The organism is Pseudotabrizicola sp. L79, from assembly GCF_036553525.1.
Lineage (GTDB): Bacteria > Pseudomonadota > Alphaproteobacteria > Rhodobacterales > Rhodobacteraceae > Pseudotabrizicola.
In genome coordinates this window covers 563,698-575,372 of sequence record NZ_JAZHDA010000053.1, presented here as the reverse complement: position 1 = coordinate 575,372, position 11,675 = coordinate 563,698, and the positions used below count along the sequence as shown (strand labels likewise).

At 59.2% G+C, this 11,675-nt stretch carries 11 protein-coding genes and 1 pseudogene; 1 reads left to right on the top strand and 11 read right to left on the bottom strand.

Annotated features, from left to right (window positions below):
- Positions 1-216: 216 nt before the first annotated feature.
- The 4 genes from V3C85_RS17720 to V3C85_RS17705 all read right to left on the bottom strand — a co-directional run bounded on the left by V3C85_RS17720 (position 217) and on the right by V3C85_RS17705 (position 4,436).
- The gene (locus V3C85_RS17720) at positions 217-1,479 is read right to left on the bottom strand and encodes an imelysin family protein (protein ID WP_331796771.1); all 1,263 of its coding nucleotides are present in this window, start codon (positions 1,477-1,479) and stop codon (positions 217-219) included.
- A 15-nt stretch (positions 1,480-1,494) separates the two neighbouring features.
- Positions 1,495-2,010, bottom strand: coding sequence for a hypothetical protein (locus V3C85_RS17715; RefSeq protein ID WP_331796769.1), 516 nt, complete (start codon positions 2,008-2,010; stop codon positions 1,495-1,497).
- A complete protein-coding gene (hemP, locus tag V3C85_RS17710) occupies positions 2,007-2,177 on the bottom strand; it encodes a hemin uptake protein HemP (protein ID WP_331796767.1) in 171 nt (56 codons plus the stop codon). Before hemP ends, V3C85_RS17715 begins: the two co-directional genes overlap by 4 nt.
- Positions 2,178-2,879: 702 nt before the next feature.
- The gene (locus V3C85_RS17705) at positions 2,880-4,436 is read right to left on the bottom strand and encodes a trimethylamine methyltransferase family protein (protein ID WP_331796766.1); all 1,557 of its coding nucleotides are present in this window, start codon (positions 4,434-4,436) and stop codon (positions 2,880-2,882) included.
- Between the two features lie 332 nt (positions 4,437-4,768).
- Between V3C85_RS17705 and rsgA the strand changes: the two genes are divergently transcribed.
- Positions 4,769-5,803, top strand: a complete 1,035-nt coding sequence (gene rsgA / locus V3C85_RS17700) for a ribosome small subunit-dependent GTPase A (protein WP_331796765.1) — start codon at positions 4,769-4,771, stop codon at positions 5,801-5,803.
- A gap of 45 nt (positions 5,804-5,848) precedes the next feature.
- Here the strand turns inward: rsgA and V3C85_RS17695 are convergent, their stop codons facing one another.
- The 7 genes and pseudogenes from V3C85_RS17695 to V3C85_RS17665 form a co-directional block, all read right to left on the bottom strand.
- Positions 5,849-6,163, bottom strand: coding sequence for an SH3 domain-containing protein (locus V3C85_RS17695; protein WP_331796763.1), 315 nt, complete (start codon positions 6,161-6,163; stop codon positions 5,849-5,851).
- Positions 6,164-6,314: 151 nt separating this feature from the next.
- Positions 6,315-7,547, bottom strand: a complete 1,233-nt coding sequence (locus V3C85_RS17690) for an efflux RND transporter periplasmic adaptor subunit (RefSeq protein ID WP_331796762.1) — start codon at positions 7,545-7,547, stop codon at positions 6,315-6,317.
- A 5-nt stretch (positions 7,548-7,552) separates the two neighbouring features.
- Entirely contained in the window at positions 7,553-8,569 is a 1,017-nt protein-coding gene (locus tag V3C85_RS17685) for an ABC transporter permease (RefSeq protein WP_331796835.1), read from the bottom strand.
- Between the two features lie 195 nt (positions 8,570-8,764).
- Positions 8,765-9,022, bottom strand: a pseudogene (locus tag V3C85_RS17680) (FtsX-like permease family protein); the annotation flags it as partial.
- Positions 9,023-9,028: 6 nt separating this feature from the next.
- Complete coding sequence (locus tag V3C85_RS17675) at positions 9,029-9,892, bottom strand: ABC transporter permease (protein ID WP_331796760.1); 864 nt, start codon at positions 9,890-9,892, stop codon at positions 9,029-9,031.
- Positions 9,893-9,912: 20 nt separating this feature from the next.
- The gene (locus V3C85_RS17670) at positions 9,913-10,620 is read right to left on the bottom strand and encodes an ABC transporter ATP-binding protein (protein WP_331796758.1); all 708 of its coding nucleotides are present in this window, start codon (positions 10,618-10,620) and stop codon (positions 9,913-9,915) included.
- A 132-nt stretch (positions 10,621-10,752) separates the two neighbouring features.
- Entirely contained in the window at positions 10,753-11,616 is an 864-nt protein-coding gene (locus V3C85_RS17665) for a LysR family transcriptional regulator (protein WP_331796757.1), read from the bottom strand.
- Between the last annotated feature and the right edge of the window lie 59 nt (positions 11,617-11,675).

Sequence of the window (11,675 nt, the reverse complement as noted above, 5' to 3'; positions counted from 1 at the left end):
GCCGTGGGCCGACCCCCAAGTGTTTAATCCGCAGCGTCTGGGAGGTAGGCAAACGGATATGCCTTTCCTCATTTTTGCACGGGGTCTTTGCGACATTGGCGCCCTGTGTTTTCCGGGTGATGATTGTCTGCCTGTCAGTGGCGCGCATCCAATCCGTCGCAATGCGACTATGGCGATCAATGATGGCGATCCAGTCAGCGACGATCATCGCCGCCTTCATTGAAACACGGCATTGGGGTCGTCGAGGCTGTCAGACCCCTCAACGCTGACGCCATCAAGGTTCAGCGCGGCCACCGCACGCTCGATCGACCGGGTTTGGGTAACCAGCGCATCGACTGCGCCCAAAATCAGCGCCTCGCCCGTCGCATTGCCACGGGCCAGCATCTGATCATAAGCCATGCCGTTTTCCGCCGCATCGCGGATCGCACCAAGGGCCGCGACCGAAGCGGCAAGTTCGCTGCGCAGTTGCGCATCGACATCGGGGGCGGCGGCTGCCACCAGATCCGACAGAGACGGACCTGCCACCTCGGTGCCATCGACCCGGATGTAGCGGCCCAGATAGACGTTCTGGATACCGACGCCGTCGTAGTAATGGCTCATGTGGGTATTGTCGGAAAAGCAGTCATGCTCTTCCTCTGGGTCGTTCAGCATGACGCCCAGTTTCATCCGCTCTCCGGCCAATTCGCCGTAAGACAGCGAACCCATCCCGGTCAGAATAGCCGATACGCCCGCGGTTTCATCGGCCAGAAGGGCTGCGCGTGCAGCCCCTCCTTGCCGCCAGGCTTCGGCCATTTCGGCCAGATCGTTGACCAAAAGCGCAGTGGCGACGCGCAGATACTCGGCCCGCCGTTCGCAATGGCCATTTGTGCAGGCTTCGCCCATGGCGTAATCGGTCCAAGGCCGGTTGCCTGCGCCCGCATCAGTACCGTTCAGATCCTGACCCCACAGCAGGAATTCAATCGCATGATATCCGGTGGCGACATTCGCCTCGACGCCGTCCGCCTCTTGCAGGGTGTCTTGCAACAGGGCGGGGGTAATCCTGGCAGCATCGATTTGCTGCCCTGAAAGGGTAAAGCTGGGATTGGCGATCGCATTCAGCACGGCATAGGCGTTTTCGTCGGTCGCGCCGCCATAAACCGGATCGACGTAGTCGATCAGGCCCTCGTCCAAGGGCCAGGCGTTCACCCGCCCCTCCCACTCATCCACGATGGGGTTGCCGAACCTATAGGCCTCGGTCTGCATATAGGGCACACGCGCCTTTCGCCATGCATCGCGCGCGGCGGCCAGCGTCTTGGGTGATGGCGCGGCCAGAAAGGCGTCGATTGACTGTTGCAGGATCTCGGCGGTTGCAACGCTGTCTGCGTATTTCGCGGCAGCGATGTCGGCATAGGTGTTCAACACCGCCGCCCGCTCCACAGCAAATGCCGGCAATGTGGTCAGCGTCGTAGTGGCGATGGCGGCCAAAAGGGTGCGTTTCATCGGGGTTAATTCCTTTCAGTGATGATAGGCGGACCGCTTGGGCCCGTGCTTTGGTGGCTGTGACGCACTCGGCATGCGTGTCAGGCGCAGGAAAACCTGCTGCAAATCCACAGCCAGTTGAACAGCGGCCCACGCGGCATCGCCTTTCACAAGCGTTGCGGCGAACAACATGGCGTCATCGCGATCCTGGCTGACGGCGGCGGCCAGCATCTGGGCAAATGCGCTTTCGTCCCCACCAAAGCACCGACACCCAAGGCCGTGACGCATGATTGGCCTGCGGGCATTTCTGAGCAGCACACCCATCAGTGCATTGAACGTGTCAACTGCGTGCACGCCTTCAGCGTCGCCCATCACACGTCGAAAATCTTCGCTGATGATCTGTCGCTCGGCTCCGCCTTCGCACCATGCGCGCAGATAGACGATTGCAGCCAACTCAGCCGGTGGCAGTTCCTGTAGATGCCCCACTGGGGCAGCGCCACGCCGACGCTCGGCCGGGAACGCGTCGTCGGGAAAGTCGAACCGCATCTTCATTTGGTCAGAATCAGCTTGCCCGCGCGGGTAATGCGCAGGGTGTACACCTGATCGTCCAGCACGATCTGCGCTTGTTCGCCCCCATTGGTCAGGTCGCGTGCTGAATAGGTCGGGCGCGGCGGTACGGGCGTTTGGGCGGGTGTGGGCCATGGGCGTTGTATGGTCATGGCATGCGCTCGATGCGGTCCAGCAGCAATTCCAGCCGTTGATCCGATGGACAAATGCCACCTGTCGCCATTTGGAAAAGTTCGCGCCAGCACAATCCGAGGTCGCGGGTGTGTTCGCTGGCGTTCTGGGTAGGGCAGTCACGCGAGAGACGTCTTCTCAGGGCAATCATTGCGGGCAATTTGGCACCTATCGGCATGGATGTGATCCGGGCTGCCCGCAGGGGTGGCTAGGAAGATCATCAAAAAATTACTGAAACAGTCAGGAATGTCAACATCAATAGTTGACTGAAATAGTCTTATATTCTGCCGGTGGGGTTGTTCAGCGCAGGTGAGGCGTCGTCGAGAACCAGTATCGGGGCGATCTGTCCCTTCACTCGCGCACCGCGCGACGGGGCACGAATTGATCTACACAAGGCCATGGAACGTCATCCGAAGGCCGCAATTGTCACATCGCCTTGTGATCCGAATAGCTGGTTCAATGGGCTGGCCCACCCCGCAACGCAGCCAAGAGGCATGTGAAGGCTAAGACGCGTCCGCCCAAGTGTGCGACATGGGGCCGACTGCGCTAGCAGTGACACACCGTGAAGCAGTTTCGTGCCGATCGCGGGACGTTTGGTGTCACTGGTTACCTCCGTGTTCCTCACCGATGGGCCTTTGTCCGGGTCGTCCCGGCCAAGCAGAGTGATGGGCCTTACGGTCACCTCAACTCTCTGGTGGTGCACCGCCAGCCTTGGAGCGTTGGGCAATATAGCTTTGCAAGGCTTCTACGCGGGCAACATCTGTTGCGGGGCGCTGGTCTGCGGCAAGAATTGCCTGCCAGACTGCCGTCGCCCGTATGTTGGCATCTTTGGCACCGCGCTCTGTCCATGTTCCAAAATTGGCATATTCATGCACGATGGGTTCATAGAATGCGCTGTTGTAGCGCGCCATGGTCTGGGTGGTGGCAAAGAAATGGCCGCTTGGGTCCACCTCTTTGATTGCGGTTTCGTAACCGATATCGTCTGTGGTGGCAGTGTTGCCCGCGCAAAGTTCGGCAATCATGTTCAGCACTTCGACATCTGTGATCAGCTTTTCGTAAGAAATGCTCAGCCCCGACTCCAGCCAACCAGCCGAATGAATAATAATGGACGCCCCTGCCATCAGACATCCCCACAAGCCCATCTGGTTTTCATTCGCGGCCTGAACGTCATTCAGGTTAGAGGCAGACCCGGCCGCCGACCGCCACGGCAAACCCAGAAACCGCGCCAGTTGCCCTGCGGCAAGGCTGGCCTGAAAATGGCTGGGTGTGCCCAATGCGGGCGCACCTGACTTCATATCGACATTTGAAGTGAAAGTGCCATAGCAGATCGGTGCACCTGGGCGCACCAGTTGGTTCAGCGTAATGGCTGCCAGCACTTCGGCATGGCTAAGGGTAATGGCCCCTGCGACTGTGATCGGGGCCATGGCCCCCATCAGAGTAAACGGCGTCACAATCGCCATCTGGCCATAGCGTGCGAAGTCGATCAGCCCCTGAGCCATCGGAATATCCAAAGTGCGCGGGCTGTTGGTGTTGATGATCGTGTAGCAGTAAGGATTGGCCAAAAAATCTGCTGCTGACAGCCCCCGGAAATCCTTAATCATTTCAAAGCTTTCCAACACTTGAGGGGTGCCCCGCGAAAAGACAAAAGGGAATTTGTCGCTTAGCGTCAGTTGCGCCTGTGTTGTGAAGTAATGGCGCAGATGGGTGGCAATGTCTTGCGGCTCGACCAGCGGTGCCACCATCTGGAAAACGTCAAAATGCTGGGTCAGTTGAATCAATTCGCGAAAGTCACGGCCGCTGCCAGAGCGGCGGCCACGTTGCAGGTCAGTTGCGTTGGGGCAGCCTGCGCCGGGCTGAAAAGACAGGCAGCCCAGCTCCATTTTGATGTCACGCGGTCGCGCACCTGCCTTGCACAGGAACGACTTAGGTGCCGCTTTAACTGCGGCCTGCACCATGTCGCGCCCTATGTAGGCCATTTGATTGGCCTCATCCACCCGCGCCCCGCCCTGAGCCAGAATTTTGCGGGCCTCGGGCAGCAGCACCCTTACCCCCAGGTCTTCCAGCGTGCGAAGGGCGGTTTCGTGCATGCTCTCAACCTCATCGGCTGAAAACACGTTCATCGTGGGAAAAGGGTTGCGCAACTGGCTGTAGTTCATCACGCGTTTCGGGATCGAAGGCGTGCCATCGTTACGGCCACGTCGCCGCTTGCCTCGCGATTGGTCCAAGAGTGCGTCTGTCATGCTGTGCCTCGTCTTGCGTAGAGGAATAAGAATGGGCTTTCATCCAGCCCTCCCTACGACTGATGCCGTCAGCATGCTGTTCACCTGTTTTTTGAATCCAGCGCAGCAATAGATACTGCTGTCCATAGAAAACTTCTCCGCCCCAACAGGCCAAGCATCGGCAGCTGCAAGGCAGGCAGAGCAACTGCGCGTGATCGCAAATCTGGTCGGTTTTCTGGCGGGCTGGACCTGTTGGTTCGGGGGGCTCATGTGGGGGGCATAGCTTTGCAAGAGGTTGTCCTGCAGATGCAAAATGGCTTGCCATGACCCCATTTCGCGGCCATTCAGGGGCAGTGACCAAACCTGCAGATCCAGCACCCCCACCGCATAGCAGCCTAGGCTGGTCAGATTTCTTTGCCGATCAACTGGCGGTCGAAGATCAAGGTTTGGTGCCAATGCGTATTGCTACGGTTCACCGGTCGCGGTTGACGGCTGAATCTGGTTTGGGCCCGGTCCGCATCGAGTTGCCTATCAATGCCAAGACCACGGATTTCGCGGTTGGGGATTGGGCACTGGTCAGGCCTGACACCCATCTGCTTGTCCGGCGTTTGGACAGGCGTGCGCTTTTGCAGCGGCGGACCGAAGGTGGATATACCGCGCAGCTGATCGCGGCGAATGTCGATACGTTGTTCATCGTCACGTCATGCAATGATGATTTCAACCCGGCGCGGCTGGAACGCTATTTGGCTTTGGCCAACGACTCGGGCACGACACCGGTGATTGTGCTGACCAAGGTTGATCAAACCTCCGATGCCACCGCCTATGCCCAACAAGCGGCAGAATTGCAGCGTGGGCTGGCCGTTGTGATGGTGAATGCCAAGGGAACAGAGGCGGCGCAATGCTTGGCGCCTTGGTGCGGGCCGGGGCAGACCGTCGCTCTTGTCGGGTCGTCGGGTGTGGGCAAGTCGACCTTGCTGAACGCACTGTCTGAGAAGACGGCTGAAACAGCGCAACCCACGGGCAGCATCCGTGAAAACGACGCCAAGGGGCGGCATACAACCACGTCACGCTCGCTGCATGCCATGCCGGGCGGCGGTTGGGTGATCGACACGCCCGGAATGCGCTCGCTGGATGTCAGCGATGTGTCGTTCGGGCTGGAGGTTGTTTTTGCAGAGATTGCAGAGCTGGCGCCGTCGTGCCGCTTTAATGATTGCACCCACAGCCACGAGCCGGGCTGTGCCGTACAGACAGCCGTCGCCGCTGGGCAGATTGATCCGGCGCGGCTTGATCGTTGGCGCAAGCTGACCGAGGAAAACCTTAGCAACACCCCTGTCGAGACAGGGCCGCGCGGCAACAAGAAAGTCAAACCGCGCGGTAAGCGACATTAGATCAAGGCTCGGGTTTGCTGCGGCGGCGCCTCGCCCATGCGGGTGTCACGGAGCGCTCATTTGTTCGCGCAGATAGGCCCACGAAACATAGCCCTTTAATCCGCGCACTTCCTTCAGCGTGACTCTGCACCAACGGGTGCTGCCTGTCTGCTCGCAGCTTCGGACACGCAACAGGGTGCCATTTGGCAGCCCCACGATCACGCGATACCCGGTTCCGGGACCGGCCCGCATTTTCAGCATGTCATCTTCCGAGACGCCGGTGACCTCATAATAACCGGTCGGGCCAGCATGTGCCGCGCCAACGTGGGTGGCCAAACCCAGCAATGCCACGGCCAGCGTGGTAAAGACAGTGCTATGCATCGTTATCTCCTGCTCGTTCTGCCTGTGCCTTAGTTTAGGCGTCCCAAGGTGCGCCGGGCAAGGTCTTGGCACCTTGGCGCTGTGGGCCGCTTTGATTGGAACGTGCCTGTCATGTATCGCGCAGACTATGTCGGGCGGGCGCCCTGCACTGTCAGTTGATCACACGCTGGGCAACCTTCATCCCGGCTGAAAGACCAGAAGAGGGATAAAGAATGACCTGATCTCTCTCAGAGAGTCCGTCAAGAACTTCAGCCTCAATGCCGTTATTGCGGCCAATCTTGATGAGGCGCAGATGGGCCAGATTGTCGATGATCGTAAACACCGCCCAGTTGCCGCGGCTTCGAAACAGAGCGCTGGCGGGCACAATTACGGCGTCATCGCTGGTCCAGACGACAATCCGGGCCTCGACCCGAAAGCCATGACCAAGGCCCGCATAGGCCTCTGCCGGGCTGGTCAAGGCGATCACGGCCTTGACGCGCTGTTCTTCAACGCCCAGGGCCGAGAATTGGGTGATGCCAAAAGGGTCAATGCGGATCACTTCTCCCAGCAAATCCGTTTGCCCGCCCCAATCTGTGATAATGACGGGGGAGCCGACGACTACCTGCACTGCATCGGTGGACAGTAAGTCAACCACTACCTCCAGATCGCTGGTGATATCGCCGATTTCCATGATCGGGGTGCCCGCGGGCAGGGCGGTCTCACTTTGCTGCATCACGCGAAGAATGCGCCCATCTGCCGGGGCATAAAGCGGTATGTCGCTTGATGTGATCCCGATGGCTGCTGCCAGTCGTTGATCGTCGAACCCGATCAACTGTGCCTGCGCGTTGGCAATCTCGGCTTCGCGCATGCTGATCGCGGCCTCGGCCGTATCAACATTTGCCTCGGTCACCCGTGCAAACTGGCGGGCGCGGTCCAAGGCGGCCGCAGATGAAATACCGCGTTCCACCAGTTGCTCGGTTCGGGTGAGTTCTGTCCGGGCGAGGTCAAGATTTGCCAGGGCGGCATTTAGATCGGCTTGGGCCACCCGCAACGCCGCTTCGGCAGCAGCTACCGCAGCTTGTGCCTGTTCGCGGGTGCGCACATCAAGGGCCGCCGGATTGGTCGGGTGCATATGCGCCACAACTGTTTCACCGCGCACGACGGGGTCGCCTGGTTGCACTGTGACACGCTGTAGCTGCCCGGCCACCGGGGTCGAGACGACATAAGCGTCCCTGACACGGGTGCGGCCTTGTTCGTCGATGGTCACACGCATAGAGCCACGCGTCACCTCTCCGATATCAACCATCGTCGCTTTGGGCCAGAACGCGACCATCAGCGCGCCACCGACCAGCAATACGGCCACAGCGGTCAGGATCAGCCGGGATCGTCTTCGTGCCTTGGCCATGGCAATTACTCCCTTGTCTTCAGAGCCGAAACCAGATCGGCCCGGTCGATATCTCGTGTGACCAACCAACCTGAGGCCAGTGTTGCCCCGAGGACGACCATGGCTGCGAACCCAAAGCTGGTTGGGTCGAAAACGACTGGGATCTGATAAAGCTCGCTTGAAAAGCCAGAGGCGATGCCGAACGAGAGGTAGTAGCCCAAGACACCACCGACGGGCAGAGCAACCAGCACGACGACGGCCAGTTCGCCAAGCAGAACAAAGGCCACCTCGGCTTTGGTAAAGCCGATCACCCGCAGGCTCGCCAGATCCCGGGCCCGCTCGGCATAGGCGATCCGTGCCGCATTATAGACAATGCCAAAGGTGATGACAAAGGCGATGGTCCCCATCACATAGCGGATCGCACCTGCGCCTGTGTTCATCAAGGTTTGAAAGGCGAATTCGGCCTGCGATTTCAGGCTGACGCCCGCCACTGTGGGCATGGCTTGCAGGGCCTGATAGATTTCAGAGGCATTCCGCTGATCTATGGTCAGATAGGCACCCGAAACGCGGTTGGGCTCACGCAGGGCGCGGTTCAAAGCGGCTATTTCCATATAGACAGGTGCCCCTAGCAAACTCTCTGCGATGGCTGTCACCGGGACAACCAAAACAGGCTGGCGGCCCTCACGCACTTCAACGGTCAAAAGCTCTCCCGGCTTGATGTCAAGAATATCAGCAACAGCGGTCGAGAGAACGATGCCATTGTCATGCAGATCAATGTCGCGCAGCCTGCTGTCAAGTGCTGGGTGCAGACGGGCGTCTGGGATGGTTCCGGTGATTACCCCACGGTGGGTGGCAAGGCCATTGCGCAAGATCGCGGGCACATGCCGCACCGGTTCGACCTGAATCACGCCCTGCATCCGGCGTAGATTAAAGATCGCCGTATCCGAGGCTGCATGGGTGAAAGTTACCGCCAGGTCACTGCGGTCCAAGACATTGAAGGTCAGGTCAATTGTGCGGTCGAAGCCCGCGTAGATCGTGATCATAGACACGCTTAAAGCCATACCGCAGGCAATACCGACGATTGCACCAGCCATGCGCCAAGGTTGGCGTACGATCCGGCGTAGAACCATGCGGGACGGCTGATCGAGCCAGGCATTCAGTGCAGCGCCACTTCTGCCTGTGCGGCTGTAATCTGCCGGTGCAGGGGCCCGCATTGCAACTGCCGGCGTCAAGGCAAAGATGTGGCGCAAGACCATCAGCCCCCCAATGGAGGAGGCCAGAATGCTGACAGAAATGCCAATCGCGAAGGAGGCCGGATCAAGTTGGAAGACCAGAAACGGAAATTTGTAATAAACCGTATATACTTGGATCAGTGCCCGCCCGCCCGCGATTCCGATCAGGCAACCGGCCAATGCCCCGCCAATCGCTATGACCATGACCAGCTTGAAGTAATGTGCGCCAACTTCACCATTGGTGTAGCCAAACGCCTTAAGCAATCCGATTTACTCGCGTTCGGATTGCACCATTCGATTGATGACGGTGTAAAGAAGGAAGGCAGCGACGGCGAGGAAGATTGGGGGAACACCAGCGGCGGCGGCTTGAAGACCGCCGATTTCGTCGCTGATGAAACGATCAGAGGTGTGATCGGCCAACCCATAAGCGCCAGTGCCGCCGAACGGGGCCAGAATGCGGTCGGCGGCAGCTATGGCGGCTGCCGGGTTTGTTGGGCGCACCAAGGAAAGCAGTGCCTCGTTAAAAGCGCCGTCCATGTCATAGGCGGCGGCCATGGCAGATCGACTCATCCAGATCACCCCAAAACGGGCATCGTCGGGGATCATCTCTCCGGGCGCGGTCGTGTAAAGAAACTCGGGTGATTGGGCCAGGCCCACAATCTGAAAGCTGCGCCTGGCACCGTTCATCGTAGCTGAAAGACGGTCTCCGGGCCGCAGGCCGTGGGCCTTTGCAAAAGATTGCAACAGTAAGATTTCATCCGTGTGATTGGCGTCGATCACACGCCCGGCGGTCAGAAAGACGTCATTAAGCTGGGGCGAGCGCAGATCGGGCAACGACAAGGCCTGCGCCTGCACCGGCAGGTCTTGATGGGCAAGGTCGATCAGAGCAGTGCCTTTGACACGGGTCTCAACCGTGCCCACATCCTCAATGGCCGCCAATCGTTCGGCCATTCGCTCTGGTGCACGGGTCACCGGGATAAAGACATCGGCAAGGCGATAGCGTTCGTAATAGGTCGTCCGTGTTTCGTTCAACGAAGTCACCAGCCCGGTCATCATGACCAGCATGGCAACGCCAAGGGCAATCACCATTCCAATGGCAATGGCTTGCCCTTTCATGCGCCATAGGTCCCGCATCAGTTTATGATCAAGAGGGCTTACCACTGAATCTCCTCTGGCGGGCTTTTTGTGGCATTCACAATGATTTCGCGGATACGGCCATCGGCGAAATGGATGACCCGATCCGCCATGGCCGCCTGGCTTGCGGCGTGAGTCACGATCAGCACAGTGGCCCCAAGCGTCTCGTTGACATCTTTTAACACCTGCAGGACGGCCCGCCCTGTTGTGCTGTCAAGCGCGCCAGTTGGTTCGTCGCAAAACAACACAGTTGGCTTTTTGGCGACGGCCCGCGCGATTGCCACACGCTGCTGTTCGCCGCCCGAAAGCTGCGCGGGGAAATGGTCAACCCGCTTGCTTAACCCTACCATGGCCAGGGCTTCGTCTGCACCCATCGGGTCAAGTGCAATCTCGGTGACAAGCTCTACGTTTTCGCGTGCAGTCAAGCTGGGCATCAGGTTGTAGAACTGAAACACAAAGCCAACATGGTCGCGGCGATAGCGCGTCAACTGGCTGTCCGTCATGTCACCGAGATTCTGATCTTGAAAAAATACCTCGCCTTCTGTCGCCCTGTCCAAGCCACCGATGATATTCAGCAAGGTGGATTTGCCACTGCCTGACGGGCCCAGCAGCACTACGATTTCCCCGTCTGGAATGACCAGATCAACCCCGCGCAGCGCATGGACGGCAGATCGGCCTTCCCCATACACTTTTGTCAGCCCTTTGGTTGAAAACGTGTTCTTCCTCATCCCACGATCATGTCCATGGTGCTTTGTCCTTGCTGAAGATACTGGGCGATAAACGGGGGTAACGCCAGTTCGTCGGGTGCGTGGCGCCGCCCTGTGAACATTGGTGCAACCAGCCCTGATGTGATCCGCGGTTCAGTAAACGCTGGGCAGGCTGTGCCAAAAGGCATCAACTGCCGGGCTGCTGCGTCGGCCGGGTTGGCGGATCTTGTGCAGGTGGCGAAAGGTGGGCGGGTCGGTTGGTTCGACAAAGACCAACGCATCCTGCGATCCTTGAAGCGCGCTTTCCGGCAGAATCGTCGCGCCAAGCCCGGCCTTTACAAAGGCCAAAAGGGCTGTGGTGTTGCGTGCCTCAAGCGTAGAGCGGATCACATGGTCTTGCACGACCGGGTTTTGCACCCGATTGCACAATGGATTCACGATCAAGGGTTCATGCGCCAACAGTGCCCAGCTTGCGCTGCTGGCCTGTGCCGCCGTTGCAATCGGGCCGCCGCGCCTGCACACGATGCCCAAGGGCGCGCTTTGAATCAGAACGCTGTCAAAGGCGTCGTCCGGCGCCGCAGAGAGAATGCCGATATCGGCCTCGTCAAACTGAAGGCGGCGGCGGACGGCGGCGCTGTCAACATCGCTGATGTCCAGCCGAACCTCGGGGCGTTCGCGTTGAAACTGCAAGACGATTGCGGGCAAAAGGCTGACGGTGGCCGAAGGCACAGCGGCGATGCGGACCGAGCCGGCGGTTGATCTGGCATAGCGGCGAATGGCCTTGGCACTGCGCTCAAAGGCCTCATTCGCCCGGCGGCTTTCTTCTAGCACCAAGGCCCCCAGAGGCGTCAGCCGGTTCTTGCGTCCGGCCTCGAACAGGGCGCCGCCCACGTCTTCTTCCAGTTGCAACAGCATCATCGACACCGCCGAAGGGGTGCGGCCCAGGCTGCTGGCGGCGGCGGCCAGCGATCCGCGTTCGGCGGTCACTTGAAAGACGCGCAACATCTCAAGCTTCATGCTTCAGAAAACCTGTAATTACATTCAGAACTTCCAGATTGCCTAAAATTATTCGCAGG

Coding starts and splice junctions, on each gene's coding strand:
- V3C85_RS17715 (WP_331796769.1), bottom strand. CDS start 2,010: ATGAAGATGCGGTTCGACTTTCCCGACGACGCGTTCCCGGCCGAGCGT.
- V3C85_RS17675 (WP_331796760.1), bottom strand. CDS start 9,892: ATGCGGGACCTATGGCGCATGAAAGGGCAAGCCATTGCCATTGGAATG.
- V3C85_RS17665 (WP_331796757.1), bottom strand. CDS start 11,616: ATGAAGCTTGAGATGTTGCGCGTCTTTCAAGTGACCGCCGAACGCGGA.
- V3C85_RS17695 (WP_331796763.1), bottom strand. CDS start 6,163: ATGCATAGCACTGTCTTTACCACGCTGGCCGTGGCATTGCTGGGTTTG.
- V3C85_RS17705 (WP_331796766.1), bottom strand. CDS start 4,436: ATGACAGACGCACTCTTGGACCAATCGCGAGGCAAGCGGCGACGTGGC.
- V3C85_RS17690 (WP_331796762.1), bottom strand. CDS start 7,547: ATGGCCAAGGCACGAAGACGATCCCGGCTGATCCTGACCGCTGTGGCC.
- hemP (WP_331796767.1), bottom strand. CDS start 2,177: ATGACCATACAACGCCCATGGCCCACACCCGCCCAAACGCCCGTACCG.
- V3C85_RS17670 (WP_331796758.1), bottom strand. CDS start 10,620: ATGAGGAAGAACACGTTTTCAACCAAAGGGCTGACAAAAGTGTATGGG.
- V3C85_RS17720 (WP_331796771.1), bottom strand. CDS start 1,479: ATGAAACGCACCCTTTTGGCCGCCATCGCCACTACGACGCTGACCACA.
- V3C85_RS17685 (WP_331796835.1), bottom strand. CDS start 8,569: ATGATCACGATCTACGCGGGCTTCGACCGCACAATTGACCTGACCTTC.